Below are 23,037 nucleotides of genomic sequence, written 5' to 3' on the forward strand. Positions count from 1 at the left end.
GTGTTCGAACCTCCTCCGCGACCGCCGGGATGCGTCGCAGCAGGTCGAACAGGTGCCGGCGCTCGTCGGCGCAGAGGGCGCCGAGCAGCCGGCAACGGGTTCCCCGCCGGCGGCGCGGGTCCGCCCCGCCGCCCGACGCCCGTCGCCGACCGGGCGCGAACCGCGCGAAGCCGGCCGCGCGGCGGGCCCGGCCGGCACGTCCGCCCGAAGCCCCCCCCGAAGCCCCCCGCGAGCCCCCGCTCCTGACACCGGGAGCGGGGGCCTTCGCATGCCGGGAACCCACCGGGGAATCGCGCTTGAACATGTTCAAAAACAGGTCTACAGTCATCGCCAACGGGTTTTGAACACGTTCGAAAAGGGTGGGACCCATGGACCTCACGGTCGTCGCGTACGTCATCTACCTGCTCATCAGCATCGCGCTGACGGTGTGGGTGGCCCGGACGCTCAGCAAGGCGGGCAGGATCTTCCTCGAGGACGTCCTCCACGGGAACGAGAAGCTCGCCGAGGCCGTCAACCATCTCCTGGTGGTCGGCTTCTACCTCGTCAACCTCGGCTTCGTCGCGCTCTACCTGAAGAACGCCGACCCCGTCGAGAACTCCCGCGATCTGTTCGAGGCGCTCTCGGTCAAGCTCGGCGTCGTCCTCCTCGTCCTCGGCGTACTGCACCTGGGCAATGTGTACGTCCTCAACAAGATCCGCCGCCGGGGCGTCATGGACCGCGAGCAGGTCCCGCCCGTCCGCCCGCAGGGCTGGACCGGCCCCGTGCGGCCCGGGGTCTGACGGCGATGGACCACACCCCTGCGACCGGGGCCGCTCCCGCGGCCCCGGTGCCGGTCCGCCGGCTGACCGTCCTGTACGACCCCGACTGCTCGCTCTGCTCCTTCGTCCGCGGCTGGCTGGCACGCCAACGGCAGATCGTGCCGCTGGACCTCGTCCCGGTCGGCTCAGAGGAGGCGCGGCGCCGCTTCCCTGAACTGGACCACGCCACGACCCTGCGCGAGATCACCGTCATCGGGGACTCGGGGCAGATCTACCGGGACGACGCCGCCTGGCTGGTCTGCCTGTGGGCGCTGGCCGAATACCGGCCCATGGCGCACCGCCTCAGCACACGCGCCGGGGCCCCGGTCGCCCGCGCCGCCGTGCTCGCCGCCGCCCGTTTCCGCGAGGCGCAGTGGGGCCGCGGAGCCGCCGCGACCGGCTGGGGCGGGCGGGGCTACGCGGCCGCCGACGGCTGGTCGTACGACCCGGCGCTGGGCTGGACGCACACCTCCGCGGGCCCCGCCCCGGACGCCTGCGCGGACGGCTGCGCCCCGCCCGGTTAGGCTCACGGACGTGGAAGAAGCACCCCCCGGCACGGTCCCCGGAGCACCCCGGCCCGCCAAGAGCGAGCAGACGCGCGCCCTGATCCTCGAGACGGCCATGAGGCTGTTCGAGGAACGGGGCTACGACAAGACCACGATGCGCGCCATCGCCAAGGAGGCCGGGGTCTCGGTCGGCAACGCCTACTACTACTTCGAGGGCAAGGAACACCTCGTCCAGGGCTTCTACGACCGCCTCGCCGCCGAGCACGAGGCAGCGGTCCAGGGCGTCCTGGACGGCGGTGGGGACCGGGACCTGGCGGCACGGCTGCTCACCGTGATGACCGCCTGGATCGACGTGGCCCGCCCCTACCACCAGTTCGCCGCACAGTTCTTCAAGAACGCCGCCGACCCGTCGAGCCCGCTGAGTCCCTTCTCCCCCGAGTCGCACCCGGCCCGTGACGCCGCCATCTCCATCCACGAACGGGTGCTCTCCGGCTCGGACACGAAGGTCGACGCGGAACTCGCCCAAGTCCTGCCGGAACTGATGTGGATGTACCAGATGGGCATCGTCGTCTACTGGGTCTTCGACCACTCCCCCGACACCGAGCGCACCCGCCGGCTGGTCGCGCGCACCGCCCCGCTCGGCGCTCGCGTCCTGCGGCTCTCCCGCTACCGGCTGCTGCGGCCGATCGTGCGCGAGATCCGGGAGCTGCTCTCGGAGTTCCTCTTCGAGCGCTGAGGCCCGGCGCGGCCCCCGCGGCGGCGGGGAACGGGGCGCACGCGGCCGCCGGCTCGCGTCCGGTCAGCTCACGGCGGGCTCCGCCAGCACCGCCCAGACCGTCTTGCCGTAGCGGCCGCGCTCGCGGACGCCCCAGGTGTCCGACAGCGCCTGCACCAGCCGCAGACCGCGGCCCGACTCGTCGCCGTCCCCCGCGTCGCGGGGGACGGGGCGGACTTGTGCGCCGCCGTCGGAGACCTCGACGACGCACGAGCCGTCGGCCAGCACGGTCACCGCCACCTCGAACTCCCGCTCCAGGAGCGGACTGTGCCGTACCGCGTTGGTCGCCAGTTCCGACACGACCAGGACGACGGACTCGACGGTCCCGTCCTCCTGCTCCCAGCCCTCGAGGTGATCACGTACGCGGTGCCGTGCCAGCCCGACCGACGTCGGGTGCCGTGGCAGCCGGAACGCACTGCGCCTCATCAGGTCACTCTCCCCATGAGCGAACGCCCCCCTTCCGTTGCGCCATCCCTTACCAGTTTCGACGCGGGGAATGCGCTCCGTGTCAGATTGTTCGCACTCGGTGAGCGCTTTCCGGCCAAATTCAGCCGTTCGGGGAGGCGAGGGTCACGATCGTGATGTCCGAGGGCGCGCCCACCCGGACCGGCGGACCCCAGGCACCGGCGCCACGCGTCACGTACAGCTGGGTGTCGCCGTACGCCTCCAGTCCCGCCACGGTGGGATTGGCCAGTTCCGCGACGTAGTTGCCGGGCCACAGCTGCCCGCCGTGGGTGTGCCCGGACAACTGCAGGTCGACGTGGTGCCGGACCGCCTCCTCGATCATCACCGGCTGATGGGCGAGGAGCACGACCGCGCGCGAGGTGTCCCGGTCGCCGAGCGCCTTGGTGAAGTCGGGGGCGGCCTGATGGTTCGCGCCGCTGATGTCGTTGACCCCGGCCAGGTCGAAGCCGGCGAGTTCGGTGCGGGCGTTCTCCAGCGGGTGAACGCCCAGGTCACGGACGAAGTCGATCCAGGGCGCGGCACCGGAGAAGTACTCGTGGTTGCCGGTGACGAAATAGCTTCCGTCCCGTGCCCGGAGCCGGGCCAGCGGCTCCGCCGCGGCGCCCAGTTCCTGCACCGATCCGTCGACCAGGTCGCCGACGATGGTGACGAGATCCGGACAGGCCCCGTTGATCGTGTCCACGATCCGCTGGGTGTGGGCCTTGCCGAGGATCGGGCCGAGGTGGATGTCGCTCACCACGGCGATCCGGTAGCCGTCCGCGCTCGCCGGGAGCTTGGCGAGCGGCACGGTGACGTACTTCAGCCGGGGACCGCGCAGCACGCCGTACATGCCGTGGCCGACGGTCGCCCCCGCGGCCACGGCCGCCGCGGCTCCGACGGTACGGGCGACGAAGAGCCGACGTGTCGGCCCGGCGGCAGGGGCGGCGACCGCAACCGCGACCGCTGCCTCCGAATGCGACTCGAACTGTGGCTGCGGCTCGGACTGCGGCGCCGGTGACGGCGACGGTACCTGCGCCCGCGGGGCGGCCTCCCCCGCCCCCGTCACGCTCCGGGCCCGGTCCCTCCGCTCCAGCACCCCGCGCAGCAGCGGCCGTACGGCCTCGCCCACCAGCACCGCGAGCGTCAGGTAGAGCAGCACCGCCAGCCACACATACCCCGGCCAGGCGAGCCACCGCTCCGCCGCGAGCGGCAGTGCCCGCCCGCCGACCAGCGCGCCCAGGCTCAACAGCGGCAGCACGATCGCCAGGACCGTCCCGGCGCGCCGCCACCGGCCGCCCGGCGCGGACACGTCGCGGACCAGCCGCCGCCACAGGTAGTAGTGCACCCCGCCGAAGAGGGCCAGGACGAGCGCGACGACGGCTACCGCGACGAGGATCACCGTCCCGCCCGCAGGGCTCTCAGTCCGCGGACACCGATGACGCCGATCGCGGTGCCGAGCACGAGCGAGGTGATCGCCAGCGCGAGATGCACCCAGAAGTACGCGGTGGGCGAGCCGTGGTCACCGCCCTCGAAGGCGAGCCCGCTGGCGTCCTTCCACAGGTTCTTGACGAATGTCGTCCATACGATCCAGCTCCACACCCCGAAGGCGGTCAGGAACCAGGACACGGGGCGGCTGAGCTTCATGCGACCAGTATGCGGGCAACCGCGCGGCCCCCTCCGCCAGGGTGGCCGGGCGGGCCGTGCCGCGGAACCTCGCCCCAAGACGCCCGCCGGCACTGCCCGGTTGCACATCCGGGACGTGGGATCGGTCACGGCCCGATCCGCCCCCCATGCCTGCCGCCGGTCACAAACGGCCTGTAACTTCTCACCGTGCCGAACTCCTCCCTCCGCGCCGCGCGCCGCCCCGCCATGGCCCTGACCGCCCTCGCACTCGCCTGCGGCACGGCCCTGACCACCGCGCCCGGCGCGCACGCGAAGACCCCCTCCCCCTCGTCCTCACCGACGCCGCCCGCACAGATGTCGAGCGTCGGCGGCGAGCGGCTGGGACTCCCCGGCACCCAGGTCAGCCCGCTCACCGGAGCTCCCGCGCTGCCCGAGAAGCTCACGGCACGGTCGTGGATCGTCTCGGACGCCGAGACGGGGCAGGTCCTGGCCTCCCACAACGCCCATTGGAAGCTGCCGCCCGCCAGCACGCTGAAAATGCTCTTCGCGGACACGCTGCTGCCGAAGTTCGAGAAGTCGCAGACGCACAAGGTGCTCCTCTCCGACCTCGACGGCGTCGGCGCGGGCAGCAGCCTCGTGGGCATAAAGGAGAACCTCTCCTACTCCGTCCACGACCTGTGGCTCGGTGTCTTCCTCCGCTCCGGCAACGACGCCGTCCACGTGCTCGCCTCGATGAACGGCGGCGTCGACGCGACCGTCCTGGAGATGCAGCGCAAGGCCGCGGACCTGCAGGCGAACGACACCACCGTGATCTCCCCGGACGGCTACGACATGCCCGGCCAGGTCTCCTCGGCGTACGACCTCACCCTCTTCGCCCGCTCCGGCCTGCAGAACGCGGACTTCCGCGAGTACTGCTCGACCGTGAGCGCCAAGTTCCCCGGCAAGTGGAAGACGGTGAAGGGCAAGAACGGCAAGAAGAGCACGAAGAAGCGCGAGAGCTTCGAGATACAGAACACCAACCGCCTGCTCACCGGCGACAGCGACCTGGCGTCGTACCAGGGCATCGCGGGCGTGAAGAACGGCTACACCAGCAATGCGGGCAACACCTTCACCGGGGTCGCGCAGCGCGGCGACCGCACGCTGCTCGTGACCGTCATGCACCCCGAAGTGGGCCACAACGTCGCCTACAAGGAGGCCGCGAAGCTCCTCGACTGGGGCTTCAAGGCCGACGGCATGGTCACCCCCGTGGGCACCCTGGTGCCCCCGAAGTCCGCCATCCCCTCCGCCGCCCCGTCGGCCTCCGCCACGCCCAGCGCCAAGGCGTCGGCCCGGGCGACCGCCGCGGACGCCTCGTCGGGCCGCGGCGGGGTCTGGACGGCCCTCGCCATCACCGGCGGCTCCGCCCTGGTCGTCGCCGCCCTGGCCTTCCTCGTACGGCGACGCTGGCCGCTGCCGCAGCGGCCGACGGTCGCCATCCCCGCGCCCACCAAGCCCGGCGACGACGCCCCGGCGAAGCCCGCGGCCGCGGAGTCGGCGGAGCCGGAGAAGTCGGCGGCCCCGGAGAACGCGAAGAAGGCAGAGACGGCCGATACGGCGAAGGCGCCGGAGAAGACGGGCAAGGAGGGCAAGGAGGGCAAGGCGGCGGAAGCAGAGGCGACGGAGAAGACGGCCGCGGAGCAGGCCGGCGCCTCGGCGGACCGGTCGTCCTGACCGCCCGTCACACCCGTCACAACCCTCCCGTGCCGGACGCCGTATTCCGCTGAGGCGATATGGCCGGATCTGTGGGGTCCCGGTCCGCGAGCCCGCGGCACGGCGTTAGGGTCGGCGCCGACCGAAAGATCGTTCCCGTCGGTCCTGCGGTCGGAATCAGGCCGGTGGCTTCCGCCACCGGCCTGATTCGTGTCTCGCGCCGTGCGCACCGGATCCCCCGGCCGGGGGGCGCTCGACGGCGCACGTGCGGCTCGTGCGCCCACCCCGCTGCGACCGCCCCCTGCCGTGCGGGCGGACCGGCCGGTACCCAGGTATCAGGCAACCGGTACCGGAAGAGGAGCACGCCATGGGCATGTTGTCGGTCATCGGGCTCGCCCTGAGCCTCGTCGCGGTCGCCTACTGCCTCCGCTCGGCCTTCCGGGCCAAGACCCCCGCCGGACGCGCCGGCTGGACGATCGCCGCCCCCGCGGCGGTCCTCGCCGGGGTCTACCTGGTGGGGTACATCCTCGTCACCGTGCTGGTGCTGGCCGCCGCGTGGTTCACGGTCGCGCATTTCCTGCGCTGAGGCGATGAGTTCCGGGCGGCCCGCCGGTCCACCTCTGCGTACACCCGATACCGGAGGAGACCACGATGACCGCCACCGACACGACCGCTCCGTCCCTCGACCGCAGCCGCAGCCGCAGCCGCGCGAACTCCGCCGTGTGGGCGCTGCAGATCCTGCTCGCCCTGTTCTTCGCGATCGCCAGCGCGACGCCGAAGCTCATCGCGCACTCCTCGGCCGTCGAGAGCTTCGACACGATCGGCTACGGCAGCTGGTTCATGTACCTCATCGGCGCCCTCGAACTCGCCGGCGCCATCGGTCTCGTCGTCCCGCGCCTGGCCGGGATCGCCGCGGTGGCCTTCATCGGCCTGATGGTCGGCGCGTTCGCCTTCCAGATCGGGTACTTCGACGGGAAGAACGCCGCCACGCCCCTCGTCATCGGCGCCCTCATGGGGATCATCGCCTGGCGTCGGCTGCGCCGCGCGTGACCGCGTACGCCACGAAGTCGGCCCACGCCTCCGGGCTGAAGGCCAGCCCAGCCCCGGCCCGGTCCTTGGAGTCCCGCACCAGGACCGCGCCGCGGCCGAAGGCGACCTCGACGCACGCTCCGCCCTCGGAGTTGCTGTAGCTGGACGTGAACCACACGAGCCCGACACTCAAGGTTCCTCCGCCAGGTCCTCGATGAACCGCGCGGACTCCTCTGGCCCGAGAGCCTGGCGGGTGATCATGTCGTGACGCCGCATGACGATACTGACCCTTCCCGGGTCCGCATAGAGGATTCCCGTGGTCTGCCCCTCCTCGTAGACCAAGCGCTGATGGTCGGCCGTTTCCAGCAAGACGAACGGACCGTGCAGACCGGGATGGAGCCCTCGGTCGGCAGGCATGACCTGGATGGTGATGTTCCGGGCCCGCCCCCGCACGAGCAGAGTCCGCAGCTGCTCCCTGTGCGCGTCGCGGTCCGCGAAGGAACGCAGCGCCGACTCCTCGACCACGAAGCTGAACGATCGGGTTCGGCTGTCCAGCATCAACTGGCGTTCCAGCCGCGCCGCCACCCGTTCCTCGAGCGTCTCCTCGTCCAGTGGCGGCCAATGCGACGAGAGCAGCGTGCGCACGTACGCCTCGCTCTGCAGGAGCCCCGGGATGTACTGGCTCTCGTACCAGTTGACGGCGATCGCCTCGGCCTCGTACCGCATGTAGTCGCGCGCATAGGACGGGTACCTCTCCGGGGCGAGGAACGCCTCCGCCGCCGTCAGTTTGCCCTGCGCACCGCAGAGCCCGTCGGCGACCTGAAGCAGCCGCTGCGTCGGGCGGCGCCGCCCCTGCTCCATCGACTTGACGGTCTCGTAGCCGTACCCCGCCTCGTCGGCCAGCCGCTCGCGTGTGACGCCCGCGTGTTCGCGCCAGAGCTTGACCTGGTTTCCGCAGTACCGCCACGCCATCGGGGGCGGGGACACGTCACTCGCCACTCGGGTACAACCACCCTCCGTACTCGCGCCGCTACTCCCGAGCGTACGCTCCGACCTGCACTTTTGAGCCATGAACGAGACAACTCCCCCTGTCGAGTGGTGGTTTTCGCGCCACCCGCGCAGCGTCGGCCGGGCCCGTGCCAGGCTGCGGGAGCAGGCCGAGGTGTGGGGCCTGCCCCCGGATGCGGTGGAGACCGCGGTCCTGCTGCTCAGCGAGCTGATGAGCAACGCCGTCCGGCATGCGCGCGTCCCGCCGGACCGCCGGATCGCCGCGCGCGCCGCCCTGGCCTCGGGGGTTCTGCGGGTGGAGGTGTGCGACGCGGGCGACGGCCTTCCCGTCCCGCGGCGGGTGTCGGCGAGCGATGAGTCCGGGCGGGGTCTGGCGCTCGTGGAAACGCTCGCCGACGCGTGGAACGTTCAACCTCGGCCGTATGGCATCGGCAAAGCGGTCTGGTTCGAACTCAGAGTGACAAAACAATGCGTAAACAGTAGTGACCAGTGGCCGGATCTCGACGTAGGGTTCGCGCCATGGACAGTGACCTGGGACTCCTGAACGTCATCGACGTCGAGGCGACGTGCTGGGACGGCGAGCCGCCGCAGGGCTCGGTGAGCGAGATCATCGAGATCGGGCTGACCGTCGTGGACCTCCACGCGGGTGAGCGCGTCGCCCGCCACCGCGTTCTCGTGCGGCCGGCGCGCTCGGCCGTGAGTCCCTTCTGCACGCAGCTGACCGGCCTCACGCAGGCCGATGTGGACTCCGGCCTGGACTTCGCGGACGCCTGCAAGCTGCTCGCAGTCGAGCACCGCGCGGGGGCACGCGGCTGGGCCAGTTGGGGCGACTACGACCGCCACCAGTTCAACCGCCAGTGCCGCGCGACCGGCACGACGTACCCGTTCGGCGGTCGGCACACCAACGTCAAGACGCTCTTCACCCAGGCCCACGGACTCGCCAAGCGCCCCGGCATGGCGGACGCGCTCCATCTCGCCGGGCTGCCCCTCGAAGGCCGCCACCACCGCGGCGAGGACGACGCGTGGAACGTGGCCGCCCTCGTCGTCGACCTGGTACGCCGGGGCGCCTGGCCGGGGTCGCCCGTCAACTGACCGTGGGCGGGCGCCTTCCCGTGCCTTCCCGCGCCTTCCGCGCCTTCCGCGCCTTCCCGCGTCAGGCCGTCTCGGGCCGCCCGGGCCGCTCGCCGTCCGGCTCTCCCGGCCCGTCCTTCCCCGCGGTGGCGGCGATCTCCGCGCTGTGCGGGGTCGCCGTCCACGCGGCGCAGTACAGCAGCAACTTCGCCGTGAAGTTGATCCACAGCAGCAGCGCGATGGGCACGCCGAAGGCGCCGTACATGCTCTTGGTGGCCACGCTCTGCAGATAGCCGCTGATGAGCAGCTTCAGCACCTCGAAGCCGATCGCACCGATGAGGCTCGCGACGAGGACGTCGCGCCGGTTCGGGGTGACCCCGGGCAGCAGGGTGAGCAGGTAGGCGAGGATCAGCAGGTCCACGAGGACGGCGATGCAGAATCCGGCCACCGACAGCAGGGCGCGCCCGGGTCCGTGCCGGTCGAGGCCGATGGCGTCGCCGAGGCGCCCGACCGCGGTGCCGGCGAGGGCCGAGCAGGCGACGGAGAGCAGGGCGACGGCCCCCAGGCCGACCAGGACGCCGAAGTCCTTGAGCTTCCGGACGAACGGGTTGGCGGGCTCGTCGTCCTTGTGCCAGACCGCGCGCAGGCAGTCGCGCAGGGCACCCACCCAGCTGACGCCGGTGAGGACCAGCAGGACGGCGGCGATGGCGCCCACCGTGCCGGCGTTGTCGACGAGCCCGCCGATGTTGAGCTGGTCGGCGATGCCGGGGACCTGGTCGGCCAGCTTGTCCTCCAACTCCTTGAGCCGGCCGGGGGACAGCAGGGCCGCGCCGACCGCGGCGCCGACGGTCAGCAGCGGGAAGAGCGCGACGAAGCTGACGAAGGTGATGGCGGCGGCGAGCCGTGTCCAGTGGACGCTCTCCAGATGCTCGTAGGTACGCCAGGCGTGGGTGCGCATGACCCGCGCGATCCACGGTCCGATCACTGGGAGCCGAGTCAGCCATTCCATACCGCGCGCCTACCCTCCGTCACGACGTGCACTCTAGGCGGCGGTTGCCGTCGCGGCGATGATCGCGTCCAGGACGCGGTCCGTGTCGGTCGCTGATGTACGCCAGTTGCTGAAGGCGGCCCGCACGGCGGGCACACCGTGGAGGACCGTCGGGGTGAGGAACGCCTCCCCGGAGGCGGCGACGGCGCGGACGAACGCGTCGACGCGCTCGGCCGAGGCCTCGCCGGCGAGGGTGAAGCAGACGACGTTGAGCCGGACGGGCGCGAGGAGTCGCAGGCGGGGGTCGGCCTCGATGCGCTCGCCCAGGCGCCGCGCACAGGCGGCGTTGCGTTCGACGACCTCGCGGTGGCCCTCGCTGCCGTAGGCGGTGAGGGCGAACCAGGCGGCGAGGGCGCGCAGACGGCGGGAGTTCTCCGGGGTCAGGTGGAGGAAGTCCGGGTCGGGGAGGGCGGGCACGCCCAGGTAGGGCGAGGCGTTGTGGAAGACCCGCACCTGCAGGTCCTGTCGGCGGGTGAACTGCACGGCCGCGTCATAGGGAACGTTCAGCCATTTGTGGAGGTCGAGGCAGACGGAGTCGGCGGCGTCGATGCCGTCGGTCAGGTGCGCGTACGAGGGCGACAGCGCGGCGAAGCCGCCGAACGCGGCGTCGACGTGGAGCCAGAAGTCGTGACGCTCCTTCAGGACGGCGATCGCGCGCAGGTCGTCGAAGTCGACGGTGTTGACGGTGCCGGCGTTGGCCACCACGACGGCCGGACGGCCCTCCAGCGCCTCCAGCGCCGCCGCGAGGCGGTCGACGTCCACCGCCTCGCGCCCTCCGGGCAGCACGGGCACGCGGGTGAGGGACGACCGCCCGAGGCCGAGCACGGACAGGGACTTGTCGATGCTGGAGTGCGGGGTGCCCGACAGCACCGTCACCGGGCCGAGCGCGCCCAGCCCGTCACGGGACACGGACACCCCCAGCCGTTCGCCGAGCCACTCCCGCGCCACGGCCAGGCCCACGGTGTTGGAGACGGTCGCGCCCGTGACGAAGGCACCGCTGTGCGCCTCGCCGAGGCCGATCATCCCGCGCAGCCAGCCGAGCGTCTCGCGTTCCAGGGCGGACGCGGACGAGTCGCCGCCCACGGAGGTGTTCTGGTCGTAGGTGCTGGTGAGCCAGTCCCCCGCGATGGCGGCGGGGGTCGCTCCCCCGGTGACGAAGCCCAGGTAGCGGGGTCCGGCGCTGCCCGAGAAGCCGGGTGCCCACCGCTGGGCGAAGAGCGCGAGCGCGCCCTCGGCGCCGGTCCCCGTGAGGGGCGGCGGCAGTGGCAGGGGCGCGGGCCCCGGGCGGGCGGCCGGGCGGTCGTCGACGGCGGCCAGTTCGCGGGCGGCCAGATCCCGTACCGACTGCAGGAGTTCGGGAAGGTGCGCGCGGTCCGCGGCGAGTGTGGGATGCATGGACGCAGCGTAGGCAGGAGGCCGTACCGGGATCGCGGTCCACTCGGGGGAAACCGGACCGGTCACCCGTGGTTGCGCCCAGGCCCGCGGATCTCCGCGGGCCGGGCGACACTCACGCGCGTCCGGGGCCGCCGTTCACGGCCGCCCCGGACGTGCTCAGACGTGCGGTGTGCCGCCTGCGGGAGCCGGACTGAGCGGCTCGCAGGCACTCGGCTGGTGCGGCACCAGCCGGGGCCCGGGGCCGCCGCTGCCGAGGGGGTAGTCCCACAGGCTGCGCCAGACGCCCTTCTCGTCCTGCTCGTACAGGGCGAAGGAGCCGGCGGTCCAGGTGGCGGCGAAGTCCGCCAGGTCCAGCTGGGCGCGGTCCAGCTCCTCGTCGGGGATGCCGTGGCCGATGGTGACGTGCGGGTGGTACGGGAACTGCAGCTCACGCCGGACGGGACCGGAGCGGACGCGTTCCTGGAGCTCGGCGCAGTCGAGACCGCCCTGGACGAGCTCGACGTAGACCACCGGGGTCACCGGCCGGAAGGTCGCCGTCCCCTCCAGCCGCATCGGGAAGGCGCGGCCGGTGGCGGCGACCTCGGTGAGATGCTCCCGGAAGGCCGGGAGCAGCGCCGTGTCCACCTCGGTGGGCGGGAGCAGCGTGACATGGGTGGGGATGCAGTGCGCCAGCGGGTCTCCGTAGCCGGCGCGGCGCCGCTGCAGCAGGCTGCCGTAAGGCTCGGGGACCGCGATCGACACGCCGATCATGCGGGTTCCCACGTGTTCACCCCTTCCCCGGGTCGGTCCGAGGCATCGTACGCACGCCGTACGACACCACTGCGTCACCTGCCAGTGTGACGCGCGCGCGGCCCTCGGCGCGAGCGTCGTCCGTCACACCCGCGCGGGACTTAGGGCCCCTCTTTCCGGGTGTGGAAAGACCGGCCGTCAGTGCTTCGCGGGCAGGAAGCCGATCCTCTCGTAGGCCTTCGCCAGGGTCTCCGCGGCGACCGCCCGTGCCTTCTCGGCGCCCTTGGCGAGGACCGAGTCCAGCGTCTCCGGGTCACCGAGGTATTCCTGGGTGCGCTCGCGGAAGGGGGTGACCCATTCCACGAAGACCTCCGCGAGGTCGGTCTTGAGCGCACCGTAGCCCTTGCCCTCGTACTTCTGCTCGAGTTCCGGGATTCCGGTGCCGGTGAGGGTGGAGTAGATGGTCAGCAGATTGCTGATGCCCGGCTTCTCCTGCTCGTCGTAGCGGATCACGGTGTCGGTGTCGGTCACCGCGCTCTTGATCTTCTTCGCCGAGGCCTTGGGCTCGTCCAGGAGGTTGATCAGGCCCTTCGGGGACGCCGCCGACTTGCTCATCTTCGACAGCGGTTCCTGCAGGTCGTAGATCTTCGCCGTCTCCTTGACGATGTACGCGTCGGGGATGGTGAAGGTGTCGCCGAAGCGGCCGTTGAAGCGCTCCGCGAGGTCGCGGGTGAGTTCGATGTGCTGGCGCTGGTCCTCACCGACGGGGACGGCGTTCGCCTGGTACAGCAGGATGTCCGCGACCTGCAGGATCGGGTACGTGAACAGGCCGACGGTGGCCCGGTCCGCGCCCTGCTTGGCGGACTTGTCCTTGAACTGCGTCATGCGGGACGCCTCGCCGAAGCCGGTGAGGCAGTTGAACACCCAGCCGAGCTGCGCGTGCTCGGGGACGTGGCTCTGGACGAACAGGGTGCAGCGCTCCGGGTCGAGGCCCGCGGCGAGCAGCTGGGCGGCGGCGAGCCGGGTGTTGGCGCGCAGCTCGGCCGGGTCCTGCGGCACGGTGATCGCGTGCAGGTCGACGACCATGTAGAAGGCGTCGTGGGACTCCTGCAGCGCCACCCACTGGCGGACCGCGCCCAGGTAGTTGCCCAGGTGGAACGAACCTGCGGTGGGCTGGATGCCGGAGAGCACACGGGGTCGATCGAGAGCCATGGCACTCATTCTCTCAGGTCCGCGCGGGATCTTTGCCCGCGACGGGAACCCCGGGCGGGGCAGCGGTGTAGAAGGGGTGACGGGAGCCGCACGGGGGCGGCGCCGGGCAGGGGAAGGGGGTCCGCCACGGAGGGGGAGGCGGCGGTGATCGCGCGCGTACGCGCCGGCGAGCGGGAGGCGTACGCGGAGCTGGTGCGCCTGCACGCGGATGTCGCGCACCGGACCGCCGTGCTGCTGGGCGCGGGCGCCGACGCGGAGGACGTGGTGCAGAACTCCTTCGTCAAGGCCTACCGCGCGCTCGCGGGCTTCCAGGAGGGCGCGGCCTTCCGGCCCTGGCTGCTGCGGATCGTCGCCAACGAGGCGCGCAACGCCGGGCGGGCGGCACGCCGCCTGCGGTCGGCGGTGGAGCGCAACGCCGTGCTGGAGGCCCTTCCCCCGGCACAGGACGACCCGGAGTCGCTGGCGGTGTCGCGGGAGCGGCGGGCGGAGCTGCTCGCCGCCGTCCAGCGGCTGAGCGATCCGCACCGGATGGTGGTCACCTGCCGCTATCTGCTGGAGCTGGACGAGGAGGAGACGGCGACGGTGCTCGGCTGGCCGCGCGGCACGGTGAAGTCCCGGCTGCACCGGGCCCTGGCCCGGCTGCGGGCGGGGCTCGGCGAGCCCGTGCTGGCCGCCCGAGGCGGCGACGGGGGGCGGCGCCCATGACCGACCGGCTCCCGGAGGAGCTGCGCGAGGCGGGACGGCGGCTGGAGATCCCGGCGCCGTCGCCCGACTCGGTCGCCGAGCAGGTGCTGGCCCGGCTGCTGGCCGAGGCGGTGCCGGGCGCCGTCGCGCCGGGTCGCGCCGCCCGGGCGCGCGCGTGGGCCGCGGCGCGGTGGCGGGCCCTGACGGCGGTGCTCTGCGGGCTGCTCGTGGTGCTGGTGCTGACCCCGCCGGTGCGGGCCGCGGTGGCCGACTGGTTCGGCTTCGGCGGTGTCGTCGTGCACCGCGACCCCACGGCCACCCCGGGCGCGGGCGCCCCGCCGCCGGTGCGGGGCGACGAGCCGACGGCCGGGGCCTATGTGCCGGCGGAGCTGGGCGAGCCGGACGGGGTGGCGTTCACCGACGGCGGCCGGGTGCTGTCGATGAGCTGGCGGGTGGAGGGCCGCACCGTACGGCTCGATCAGTTCCGGGCCACGATCGACGTGGTCTTCCTCAAGAGGGTCGGCAGCGCGGGCGAATGGATCGACATGGGCGGCGACACCGGGATGTGGTTCGCCGAGCCCCACTACGTCCAGCTGGTCGGCCCCGACGGGCGTAGCCGCCGCGAGCCGCCGCGGACCGCCGGGCCGACCCTGGTCTGGCAGCGCGGTCAGACCACGCTGCGCCTGGAGGGGGTGCCCGACCGGGCCCGCGCGCTCGCCATCGCGGAGTCCGCGCGCGAGTCCGCCGCCCCGTCCTCCTGACCTGAATGCGCGGCGGAGGCGCCACCGCCCCGGCCCGGCCGATCCGGATCCGGTACGGCCGATCCGGTACGGCCGATCCGGTACGGCGCTTTCGTCCCGCCGGCCGCGGGTCTCGTGCGTTTTCCCCCGGGCGGGACGGAACCTCGGGGGCTCGGGCGGTGTAACAGGAGCGGGAACGAACGAGCGAGAGGGGGACCGCATGCGGATCCGAAGGTTCGTCACCTGGGCCGGAGTCACCGTCACGGCGCTGGCCGCCGTGCTCGGCGGGGCCTCGCCCGCCACCGCGGGCGGGCCGACCAGCGTGATGCTGGTGTCACCCGGAAGCGGCAAGGCCGCCGCCATCTACACCACTTCACCCGACTACCAGACGCTCCACGAGTCCATCGGGCCCGGGCCCGGCGAGTCCGCTCCGCCCTCGCTGACCGATGTGATGGACGGTGAGCATCGTCAGATCACGGTCACCTGGCTGATCCACGACGTCTCGGTCTGGAGGGTCGACTACGTCTATCCGGACGCCGCCGGCGGCCCGTGGATCCACACCCGCGACATGACCGCATCGGGCCTGCCCGAGCAGGGCATGTGGCGCAAGGCCGCCGATCCGAAGGCGCTCCGCGGGCTGCTCGACCGGTTGGGCCTCATGGAGCCGGACGGCAACCTCAGTGTCAGCGCCCCCGACTACGCCCTCGGCCTGGACGACGCCACGGCCGTCCGGGAGACCGCGTCGGCCGCCCCGCAGGCCGCGGCGGCGGGTGACGGCGGCGGCCCCGGCGGCTGGTGGCTGTCCCTGCCCGGGCTCGCCGCCGGTCTGGCCGTCGGCTGCGCGGGCACGGTTCTCGCCCTGCGCCTGATATCCCGCCGGACACCGGGCGAGCCGGGCCCCCGTCAGGAGCTGATCGACGCCTGACCCGGCGGGGGTGCGTGCCGCGGCGGCACGCACCCCGCGCGCGCCATCCGTTAACCGAGGTCGATCCCGGGGTAGAGGGGGAAGCCGGCCAGCAGGTCCGCGGCGCGCTGGGCGATCTCGTCCGAGACCTTCGCGTCCAGTACGTGCTGCGCCTTGGACGGCTTGCCTGCCGAGGTGACGCCCGCGGTCGTGGCCGTGAGGACCCGGTCGATCAGCCCGGCGATCTCGTCCATCTCGCCCGTGCCGAGGCCGCGTGTGGTCAGCGCGGGGGTGCCGATGCGGATACCGGAGGTGTACCAGGCGCCGTTGGGGTCCTGGGGGATGGAGTTGCGGTTGGTGACGATGCCCGAGTCGAGCAGCGCGGACTCGGCCTGACGGCCGGTGAGCCCGTAGGAGGACTCCACGTCGATGAGTACGAGGTGGTTGTCCGTGCCGCCGGTCACCAGCGTGGTGCCGCGCCGCAGCAGCCCCTCGGCCAGCGCCTTGGCGTTGTCGACGATGCGCTGCGCGTAGGCGTGGAAGTCGGGCCGTCGTGCCTCCGCGAGGGCCACCGCCTTGGCGGCCATGACGTGCGGCAGCGGGCCGCCCAGCACCATCGGGCAGCCGCGGTCGACCTGCTCGGCGAGCGAGGAGTCGCACAGCACCATGCCGCCGCGCGGGCCGCGCAGCGACTTGTGGGTGGTGGTGGTGACGATCTGCGCGTGCGGCACGGGATCGAAGTCGCCGGTGAGCACCTTGCCGGCGACCAGGCCCGCGAAGTGCGCCATGTCGACCATGAGGGTGGCGCCGACCTCGTCGGCGATCTCCCGCATGATGCGGAAGTTCACCAGCCGGGGGTAGGCCGAATAGCCCGCCACGATGATGAGCGGCCGGAACTCGCGGGCGGTCTTGCGCAGCGCCTCGTAGTCCAGCAGGCCCGTGGCGGGGTCGGTGCCGTAGCTGCGCTGGTCGAACATCTTGCCGGAGATGTTGGGCCGGAAGCCGTGGGTGAGGTGGCCGCCCGCGTCGAGGGACATGCCGAGCATGCGCTGGTCGCCGAGCTCGTGGCGCAGCCGTGCCCAGTCCTCCTCGGTCAGGTCGTTGACCTGGCGGGCCCCGGCCCGCTCCAGCGCGGGCGCCTCCACCCGGGCGGCGAGCACGGCCCAGAAGGCGACGAGGTTGGCGTCGATGCCGGAGTGCGGCTGCACATAGGCGTGCTGGGCGCCGAAGACCTCGCGCGCGTGCTCGGCCGCGAGGGCCTCGACCGTGTCGACGTTGCGGCAGCCGGCGTAGAAGCGGCGGCCGACCGTTCCCTCGGCGTACTTGTCGCTGAACCAGTTGCCCATCGAAAGCAGCACGGCCGGGGAGGCGTAGTTCTCGCTGGCGATGAGCTTGAGCGAGGCGCGCTGATCCTCGATCTCCTGGCCGATGGCATCGGCCACACGGGGCTCGACGCCCCTGATGACGTCGAGGGCACTGCGGAAGGCGGTGGATTCGGTGGAACCGCTCGGCATGTCAGACCTCCTGCTGCACGGCACGGCATACGGGACGGCCCAGGCGCACGGCACACAGTTCACGGGCCGCTCCCCGATGGTCAATCCCATCCCAGCGCGCCAGTCACGACCCGTGGCCAGCCTAGCAACGGCCCTCGGGGCACCGCCCACCGCAATGTTTCTTCGCATCCCGGACGAGCGACGATAGAAAGGGGCCCCACCGGGCCCCAGCGCCACAACTCCCGACGTACCACGAACGGAGCACTCACGTGTCGACCGCCGCCGAGCACATCGCCGCCACCGAGGCGCACAGCGCCCACAACTACCACCCCCTGCCGATCGTCGTCGCCTCCGCCGAGGGCGCCTGGGTGACGGACGTCGAGGGCCGCCGCTATCTCGACATGCTCGCCGGCTACTCGGCGCTGAACTTCGGCCACCGCAACGCCCGCCTCATCGAGGCCGCCAAGGCCCAGCTCGACCGGGTGACGCTGACCTCGCGGGCGTTCCACCACGACCGCTTCGCGCGCTTCTGCACGGAACTGGCCGAGCTGTGCGGCATGGAGATGGTGCTGCCGATGAACACCGGCGCGGAGGCCGTGGAGACGGCGGTGAAGACGGCGCGCAAGTGGGGCTACAAGGTCAAGGGCGTGCCCGACGGCCAGGCCAAGATCGTCGTGGCCGCGGACAACTTCCACGGGCGGACGACCACGATCATCAGCTTCTCCACGGACCCCGAGGCCCGCGCGGACTTCGGCCCCTACACCCCGGGCTTCGAGATCGTCCCCTACGGCGACCTGGCCGCGCTGGAGGCGGCCCTCGACGACCGCACGGTGGCCGTGCTCATGGAGCCCATCCAGGGTGAGGCCGGGGTCCTCGTGCCGCCGGCCGGCTACTGGGCGGGCGTGCGCCGGCTCACCGCGGAGCGCGGGATCCTCTTCATCGCCGACGAGATCCAGTCGGGGCTGGGCCGGACGGGGAAGACCTTCGCCTCCGAGCACGAGGGCGTCGTCCCGGACATGTACGTGCTCGGGAAGGCACTCGGCGGCGGTGTCGTCCCCGTATCGGCCGTCGTGTCGTCGGCCGAGGTCCTCGGGGTGTACCGGCCCGGGGAGCACGGCTCGACCTTCGGCGGCAACCCGCTGGCCTGCGCGGTGGCGCTGGAGGTCCTCGCGATGCTGCGCACCGGCGAGTACCAGCAGCGGGCCACCGAACTCGGCGAGCACCTGCACCACGAGCTGGCGCTGCTGACCGGCGGCGGCGCCGTCACCCAGGTCCGCGGCCGCGGCCTGTGGGCCGGCGTGGACATCGCCCCCGAGCACGGCACGGGCCGGCGGATCTCGGAACGGCTCCTGGAGCGGGGCGTCCTGGTCAAGGACACCCACGGCTCCACGATCCGGCTCGCGCCTCCGCTGGTCGTCTCCAAGGAGGACCTGGACTGGGGGCTGGACCAGCTGCGGGCCGTGCTCTCGGTCTGAGGCCAGGGGCGGGCGTCCCGGCGGTCAGATGCCGTCGGGGCGCGCCGTCGGGGACATCCGCGTCGTCACGCCGATGCGGTTCCAGGCATTGATGGTGATGGCCATGGCGATCAGCTGGGCCAGCTCGTTCTCGTCGAAGACCCGGGCGGCCTCGTCGTAGACCTCGTCCGGGACGCCGCGCTCGCCGAGCCGCGTCACGGCCTCGGCCAGCGCCAGGGCGGCCCGCTCGCGCACGGTGAAGAACGGGGTCTCCCACCAGACGGTGAGCCCGTGCAGCTTCTGATCGGTCACGCCGGCCTTGCGGGCGTCGGCCATGTGCTGGTCGACGCAGAAGGCGCAGCCGTTGAGCTGCGAGGCGCGGGCCTTCACCAGCTCCGCGATGACCGGGTCCAGACCCTCGCTCGCGGCCTTGTCCAGGGCGATCATCGCCTTGTAGAAGTCGGGGGCGGCCTTGCCCATCACCATGCGCGGCGCGTGCGCGTGGACCAGGTCGTGCGGGCCGGGGGCGGAGGTGGTGTCGTGGGAAGTCGTGATCGTCGTCATGAAACCCAACGTACTGACGGGGTGTCCGCGGCCCGTGGTCCACTTGAGGGGTGAACGAGTGGGCCATTTCCGGAGTCGATCTTCATCTGGACCTCGCCGGGGGCGCCGGAGCGCGCATCGGGCTGGAGAACGCGCTGCGTGAGGCGGTGCGGGTCGGCAGGCTCGCCCCCGGCACCCGGCTGCCGTCCTCCCGAGTGCTCGCCAAGGACCTGGGGGTCGCGCGCAACACCGTCGCCGACGCATACGGGCAACTGGTCGCGGAGGGCTGGCTGACCGCCCGCCAGGGCTCCGGCACCCGCGTCGGCCACGGCTGGCGCCCGGCCGGGCCGCCCCCCGCCCCCGCGCACGGCGGCCGCACCCGCGCCGCCGGTCCGCGCCCCGAGATCACCGCGGTCACGGGAATCACGGGGGCCATGGGAATCACGGGGGTCACGGGGGTCGCGGCCGTCGCAGAGGACACCGCCGACATCTGGGGCCCGGCCGGACCGCCCGCGCCGCCCGGGCGCCGCGACAGCCTCCCCTACGATCTGCGGCCCGGCTCGCCCGACCTCGGCTCGTTCCCCCGCGCCGCCTGGGCCGCCGCCGCGCGCCGCGCCCTGGCGGCCGCGCCCAACGAGGCCTTCGGCTACACCGACCCGCGCGGCCGTCCCGAACTGCGCGAGGCGCTGGCGGCGTACCTGGGCCGGGTACGCGGCGTCCACACCTCGGCGGAGCTCCTCGTGGTCTGCACGGGCTTCGTCCAGGCCGCCGGGCTGCTCGGCCGTGCCCTGCGGGCCCGCGGGGCCCGCCGCATCGCCGTCGAGGCGCTCGGCTACTCGCACACCCTGCGCATCCTGCGGAAGGCGGGGCTCGCCACCGTCCCCCTGCCGATCGACGACGACGGCGCCCGCGTCGGCGCCCTCGACCGCGGTGTCGACGCCGTGCTGCTCACGCCCGCGCACCAGTTCCCGTACGGCACCCCGCTCTGCCCCGAACGGCGCACGGCGACCGTCGCCTGGGCCTGCGACACCGGCGGCGTGGTCATCGAGGACGACTACGACGGGGAGTTCCGCTACGACCGGCAGCCGGTCGGCGCCCTGCAGGGCCTGGCGCCCGAGCACGTCGTCTACGCGGGAACGGCGAGCAAGAGCCTCGCCCCCGGGCTGCGACTGGCCTGGCTCGCCCTGCCGCCCGCACTGGTGGAGCCGGTCCTCGCCGAGAAGACCCTCGCCGACCACCACTCCCCCGTCCTCGACCAGCTGACCCTCGCCGAACTGATCGCCTCCGGGGGCTACGACCGCCATGTGCGCCGCATGCGGCAGCACTACCGCCGCCGCAGGGACCGCCTCGTCGCCGCGCTCGCCGCCCACGCCCCCGCCGTCCGCGTCTCGGGTATCGCCGCCGGCCTCCACGCGGTGCTGCGGCTACCGCCCGGCACCCCGGCCGACGCCCTGGTCGCGCGGGCCGGGGAGTACGGCCTGGCCCTGCAGAGCATCTCCCACTTCGGCGGCACGGACGGCGACGCGATCGTGGTCGGCTACGGCACCCCGCCCGAGCACGCCTTCGCCGGGGCCCTGGACGCGCTCTGCGCCCTGCTCACCGAGCAGACCCCGACCCGGTGAGTCCCACGACCGCATGGCGACGGCCCGCCGCCGTGCCCCCTGCGGGGCGCGGCGGCGGGCCGTCGTCGGACTCGGCGTCCGGGCTCAGATGAGGCCGAGGGAGCGGACCGCGTCGCGCTCCTCCTCGAGCTCCTTGACCGAGGCGTCGATGCGCGCACGGGAGAACTCGTTGACGTCCAGGCCCTGGACGATCTCGAACTTGCCGTCCTTCGCGGTCACCGGGAAGGAGGAGATGAGGCCCTCCGGCACGCCGTAGGAGCCGTCGGAGACGACACCGGCGGAGGTCCAGTCGCCCTCGGCGGTGCCGTTGGTCCAGGTGAAGACGTGGTCGATCGCGGCGTTGGCGGCCGACGCGGCGGAGGACGCGCCCCGGGCCTCGATGATCGCGGCACCGCGCTTGGCGACGGTCGGGATGAACTCCTCGGCCAGCCACTTCTCGTCGTTGACGGTCTCGGCGGCGTTCTTGCCGGCGACCTCGGCGTGGAAGATGTCCGGGTACTGGGTGGCGGAGTGGTTGCCCCAGATGGTGAGGCGGCGGATCTCGCTCACCGGCACACCGGTCTTCTTCGACAGCTGCGACAGGGCGCGGTTGTGGTCCAGGCGGGTCATCGCGGTGAAGCGGTCGGCCGGGACGTCCGGGGCCGAGGACTGCGCGATGAGCGCGTTGGTGTTGGCCGGGTTGCCGACGACCAGGACGCGGATGTCGTCCGCGGCGTGGTCGTTGATGGCCTTGCCCTGCGGGCCGAAGATGCCGCCGTTGGCCTCCAGCAGGTCGCCGCGCTCCATGCCCGCGGTGCGGGGGCGGGCGCCGACGAGCAGGCCCACGTTGGCGCCGTCGAAGGCGACGTTCGGGTCGTCGCTGATGTCGATGCCCTGGAGCAGCGGGAACGCGCAGTCGTCCAGCTCCATCGCGGTGCCCTCGGCGGCCTTCAGCGCCGGGGTGATCTCCAGGAGCCGCAGCTTCACGGGGACATCGGGGCCGAGCAGGTGGCCGGAGGCGATGCGGAACAGCAGCGCGTAGCCGATCTGGCCGGCCGCTCCGGTTACGGTGACGTTGACGGGAGTGCGAGTCATTGCCTTCTCCTGGCCTTCTCCTGCTGGATCCCTTGCCGCCCCGGCAGCGTCCCTTGCCCCGGAACGGGGATCTCTCGGCGTCAAGAGACCCACGCCAGGCTATACCCGCGCCGTCGTGGCGGATGCCACCATCAGTGTGGCCCCGGTCACCGCCTCCGTGCCCCGCGTCGCGCCCACGGGGCACGGCGAACCGCGCCGGGCGGGCCCCAAGCCCCCGCCTCGGCCCACCCGGTGGAGGGCGTCCGCGCGACCCCGCCGCAGGAGCGGTGCGCTCCGGCCGCCGCTATCCGTCCGTGGGCTTGGCGCAGCCGCGGGGGCCCGTGGTGAGGGTGGCACAGGCACGGGCGGCGCCGGGAGCGCCGACGGCGAGCATCGAGGTGTACGCCGCGGGGTCCCGGCCGATGCGGCTGCGCTGGGAACGACGGGCGCCGCCCGCCTCCGTGACGCTGACCGTGTCACCAGGGGCGCCGGCGGAGATGCGCGCCCAGACCGCCGCGCAGACGCGGCTGTAGCGCATCTCGACGTACGCGCCGCCGACCCAGGCCGCCGCGGCCGTACGGGCGTTGCCCCCGCCGCAGCCCATGCCCTCCGGGTCCTTGCCGGTGCACTCCTGGCCGGTGCACTTCACCCCGGCGGGAAGGGCGGCCGCCCGGGCCGAACGGGACGGGCCGGGCCGGGCGCGGTCGTCCCGGCCGTCGCCACCGGTCAGGACCGTGGTGCCGACCACCGCGAGCACGACGGCCACGACGCCCACCGCGAAGAGCACCGTCCGGCGGCGCCCCCGCCACCCGGCGCCCCCGCCCCGGCCCGCGTCCGGCGCCGCGTCCGGGGCCGCGTCCGGGGCCGGAGCCGGGCCGAACTCCCCCAGCGCGGCACGGGCCTCGGCGATCCGGGCCGCCTCCATCGTGACGTCGTGGCGGCCCTCGGCGCGGCTCCACACCCGCTCCGCGAACTCCCACATCGTGGTGAAGTGCGCGGGGTCGGCCCCGGTCGCCTCGGCGAGGGCGACGACGGCGTAACGGGGAGGCAGCAGTCTCCCGTTGAGATACCGCTCCCATGAACTCCTGCTGTACCCGGTCGTCTCGGCGAGCGCCGCGACGCTCAGGCCGGCGCGGTCGACCTGGCGCCGCAGTTGTTCGGTGAACTCCCGTACCCGCGGGTCCAGGTCGTCGGCCAGTGGCCGCCAGCGGACCATCT

26 protein-coding genes and 1 riboswitch are annotated in these 23,037 nt (G+C 72.9%); of the genes, 13 read left to right on the forward strand and 13 right to left on the reverse strand.

The features are described from left to right. Positions 1-368: 368 nt before the first annotated feature. From AB0F62_RS10300 to AB0F62_RS10310, 3 genes are all read left to right on the forward strand, one after another. Complete coding sequence (locus AB0F62_RS10300; RefSeq protein WP_361794860.1) at positions 369-779, forward strand: hypothetical protein; 411 nt, start codon at positions 369-371, stop codon at positions 777-779. A gap of 5 nt (positions 780-784) precedes the next feature. Next, complete coding sequence (locus AB0F62_RS10305; RefSeq protein ID WP_361794863.1) at positions 785-1,321, forward strand: DCC1-like thiol-disulfide oxidoreductase family protein; 537 nt, start codon at positions 785-787, stop codon at positions 1,319-1,321. A 97-nt stretch (positions 1,322-1,418) separates the two neighbouring features. Then, complete coding sequence (locus AB0F62_RS10310; RefSeq protein WP_361794990.1) at positions 1,419-2,039, forward strand: TetR family transcriptional regulator; 621 nt, start codon at positions 1,419-1,421, stop codon at positions 2,037-2,039. Between the two features lie 63 nt (positions 2,040-2,102). Here the strand turns inward: AB0F62_RS10310 and AB0F62_RS10315 are convergent, their stop codons facing one another. The 3 genes from AB0F62_RS10315 to AB0F62_RS10325 all read right to left on the reverse strand — a co-directional run bounded on the left by AB0F62_RS10315 (position 2,103) and on the right by AB0F62_RS10325 (position 4,166). Continuing rightward, on the reverse strand, positions 2,103-2,507 hold the full coding sequence (locus tag AB0F62_RS10315) for an ATP-binding protein (RefSeq protein WP_361794993.1): 405 nt from the start codon (positions 2,505-2,507) through the stop codon (positions 2,103-2,105). Between the two features lie 118 nt (positions 2,508-2,625). Continuing rightward, complete coding sequence (locus tag AB0F62_RS10320) at positions 2,626-3,921, reverse strand: metallophosphoesterase (protein WP_361794866.1); 1,296 nt, start codon at positions 3,919-3,921, stop codon at positions 2,626-2,628. Further along, on the reverse strand, positions 3,918-4,166 hold the full coding sequence (locus AB0F62_RS10325) for a hypothetical protein (RefSeq protein WP_361794869.1): 249 nt from the start codon (positions 4,164-4,166) through the stop codon (positions 3,918-3,920). Before AB0F62_RS10325 ends, AB0F62_RS10320 begins: the two co-directional genes overlap by 4 nt. A gap of 225 nt (positions 4,167-4,391) precedes the next feature. On the opposite strand from AB0F62_RS10325, the gene AB0F62_RS10330 reads away from it, so the two are divergent. The 3 genes from AB0F62_RS10330 to AB0F62_RS10340 all read left to right on the forward strand — a co-directional run bounded on the left by AB0F62_RS10330 (position 4,392) and on the right by AB0F62_RS10340 (position 6,884). Then, positions 4,392-5,855: a D-alanyl-D-alanine carboxypeptidase gene (locus AB0F62_RS10330; protein ID WP_361794996.1), complete on the forward strand. Its 1,464-nt coding sequence runs from the start codon at positions 4,392-4,394 to the stop codon at positions 5,853-5,855. A 346-nt stretch (positions 5,856-6,201) separates the two neighbouring features. Then, positions 6,202-6,420: a hypothetical protein gene (locus tag AB0F62_RS10335; RefSeq protein ID WP_361794872.1), complete on the forward strand. Its 219-nt coding sequence runs from the start codon at positions 6,202-6,204 to the stop codon at positions 6,418-6,420. Between the two features lie 65 nt (positions 6,421-6,485). Beyond that, positions 6,486-6,884 carry a DoxX family protein gene (locus AB0F62_RS10340; protein ID WP_361794875.1) on the forward strand — a complete coding sequence of 133 codons (399 nt, stop codon included), beginning with the start codon at positions 6,486-6,488 and terminating at the stop codon, positions 6,882-6,884. Here AB0F62_RS10340 and AB0F62_RS10345 read toward each other — a convergent pair. Further along, complete coding sequence (locus tag AB0F62_RS10345) at positions 6,853-7,056, reverse strand: DUF397 domain-containing protein (RefSeq protein ID WP_361794878.1); 204 nt, start codon at positions 7,054-7,056, stop codon at positions 6,853-6,855. The two genes, AB0F62_RS10340 and AB0F62_RS10345, sit on opposite strands and share 32 nt — an antisense overlap. Beyond that, on the reverse strand, positions 7,053-7,835 hold the full coding sequence (locus AB0F62_RS10350; protein ID WP_361794999.1) for a helix-turn-helix transcriptional regulator: 783 nt from the start codon (positions 7,833-7,835) through the stop codon (positions 7,053-7,055). Before AB0F62_RS10350 ends, AB0F62_RS10345 begins: the two co-directional genes overlap by 4 nt. Positions 7,836-7,932: 97 nt before the next feature. Here AB0F62_RS10350 and AB0F62_RS10355 point away from each other — a divergent pair, with 97 nt between their 5' ends. Further along, positions 7,933-8,415: an ATP-binding protein gene (locus tag AB0F62_RS10355; protein ID WP_361794881.1), complete on the forward strand. Its 483-nt coding sequence runs from the start codon at positions 7,933-7,935 to the stop codon at positions 8,413-8,415. Continuing rightward, entirely contained in the window at positions 8,391-8,963 is a 573-nt protein-coding gene (locus AB0F62_RS10360) for a 3'-5' exonuclease (RefSeq protein WP_361794884.1), read from the forward strand. Before AB0F62_RS10355 ends, AB0F62_RS10360 begins: the two co-directional genes overlap by 25 nt. Positions 8,964-9,024: 61 nt before the next feature. On the opposite strand, the gene AB0F62_RS10365 is transcribed toward AB0F62_RS10360, so the two are convergent. The 4 genes from AB0F62_RS10365 to trpS all read right to left on the reverse strand — a co-directional run bounded on the left by AB0F62_RS10365 (position 9,025) and on the right by trpS (position 13,326). Beyond that, entirely contained in the window at positions 9,025-9,951 is a 927-nt protein-coding gene (locus tag AB0F62_RS10365; protein WP_361794887.1) for a YihY/virulence factor BrkB family protein, read from the reverse strand. Positions 9,952-9,984: 33 nt separating this feature from the next. Beyond that, a complete protein-coding gene (locus AB0F62_RS10370; RefSeq protein ID WP_361794890.1) occupies positions 9,985-11,385 on the reverse strand; it encodes a pyridoxal-dependent decarboxylase in 1,401 nt (466 codons plus the stop codon). Between the two features lie 156 nt (positions 11,386-11,541). Next, positions 11,542-12,147, reverse strand: coding sequence for a 2'-5' RNA ligase family protein (locus tag AB0F62_RS10375; RefSeq protein WP_361794893.1), 606 nt, complete (start codon positions 12,145-12,147; stop codon positions 11,542-11,544). Between the two features lie 165 nt (positions 12,148-12,312). Further along, entirely contained in the window at positions 12,313-13,326 is a 1,014-nt protein-coding gene (gene trpS, locus AB0F62_RS10380; protein ID WP_361794896.1) for a tryptophan--tRNA ligase, read from the reverse strand. Positions 13,327-13,470: 144 nt separating this feature from the next. Between trpS and AB0F62_RS10385 the strand changes: the two genes are divergently transcribed. The 3 genes from AB0F62_RS10385 (at position 13,471) to AB0F62_RS10395 (ending at position 15,675) form a co-directional block, all read left to right on the forward strand. After that, positions 13,471-14,031: a sigma-70 family RNA polymerase sigma factor gene (locus AB0F62_RS10385; protein ID WP_361794899.1), complete on the forward strand. Its 561-nt coding sequence runs from the start codon at positions 13,471-13,473 to the stop codon at positions 14,029-14,031. Beyond that, positions 14,028-14,771, forward strand: a complete 744-nt coding sequence (locus AB0F62_RS10390; protein ID WP_361794902.1) for a hypothetical protein — start codon at positions 14,028-14,030, stop codon at positions 14,769-14,771. Before AB0F62_RS10385 ends, AB0F62_RS10390 begins: the two co-directional genes overlap by 4 nt. Positions 14,772-14,970: 199 nt before the next feature. Continuing rightward, positions 14,971-15,675, forward strand: coding sequence for a hypothetical protein (locus AB0F62_RS10395; protein ID WP_361794905.1), 705 nt, complete (start codon positions 14,971-14,973; stop codon positions 15,673-15,675). 50 nt (positions 15,676-15,725) lie between these two features. On the opposite strand, the gene AB0F62_RS10400 is transcribed toward AB0F62_RS10395, so the two are convergent. Next, positions 15,726-17,168: a glycine hydroxymethyltransferase gene (locus tag AB0F62_RS10400; RefSeq protein WP_361794908.1), complete on the reverse strand. Its 1,443-nt coding sequence runs from the start codon at positions 17,166-17,168 to the stop codon at positions 15,726-15,728. Positions 17,169-17,198: 30 nt separating this feature from the next. After that, positions 17,199-17,285: riboswitch (ZMP/ZTP riboswitch) on the reverse strand. A 131-nt stretch (positions 17,286-17,416) separates the two neighbouring features. Here AB0F62_RS10400 and rocD point away from each other — a divergent pair. Beyond that, positions 17,417-18,622 carry an ornithine--oxo-acid transaminase gene (rocD, locus tag AB0F62_RS10405; protein ID WP_361794911.1) on the forward strand — a complete coding sequence of 402 codons (1,206 nt, stop codon included), beginning with the start codon at positions 17,417-17,419 and terminating at the stop codon, positions 18,620-18,622. Positions 18,623-18,646: 24 nt separating this feature from the next. Here the strand turns inward: rocD and AB0F62_RS10410 are convergent, their stop codons facing one another. Then, positions 18,647-19,165: a carboxymuconolactone decarboxylase family protein gene (locus AB0F62_RS10410; protein WP_361794914.1), complete on the reverse strand. Its 519-nt coding sequence runs from the start codon at positions 19,163-19,165 to the stop codon at positions 18,647-18,649. Between the two features lie 50 nt (positions 19,166-19,215). Between AB0F62_RS10410 and AB0F62_RS10415 the strand changes: the two genes are divergently transcribed. After that, on the forward strand, positions 19,216-20,766 hold the full coding sequence (locus tag AB0F62_RS10415) for a PLP-dependent aminotransferase family protein (protein WP_361794917.1): 1,551 nt from the start codon (positions 19,216-19,218) through the stop codon (positions 20,764-20,766). Between the two features lie 84 nt (positions 20,767-20,850). On the opposite strand, the gene AB0F62_RS10420 is transcribed toward AB0F62_RS10415, so the two are convergent. Both AB0F62_RS10420 and AB0F62_RS10425 read right to left on the reverse strand, forming a co-directional pair. Next, the gene (locus tag AB0F62_RS10420; RefSeq protein ID WP_361794920.1) at positions 20,851-21,840 is read right to left on the reverse strand and encodes a malate dehydrogenase; all 990 of its coding nucleotides are present in this window, start codon (positions 21,838-21,840) and stop codon (positions 20,851-20,853) included. Between the two features lie 283 nt (positions 21,841-22,123). Next, positions 22,124-23,035, reverse strand: a complete 912-nt coding sequence (locus AB0F62_RS10425; RefSeq protein WP_361794923.1) for a DUF2690 domain-containing protein — start codon at positions 23,033-23,035, stop codon at positions 22,124-22,126. Between the last annotated feature and the right edge of the window lie 2 nt (positions 23,036-23,037).

It is taken from the genome of Streptomyces sp. NPDC026673, from assembly GCF_040638135.1.
In the GTDB taxonomy this organism is placed as follows: Bacteria; Actinomycetota; Actinomycetes; order Streptomycetales; family Streptomycetaceae; genus Actinacidiphila.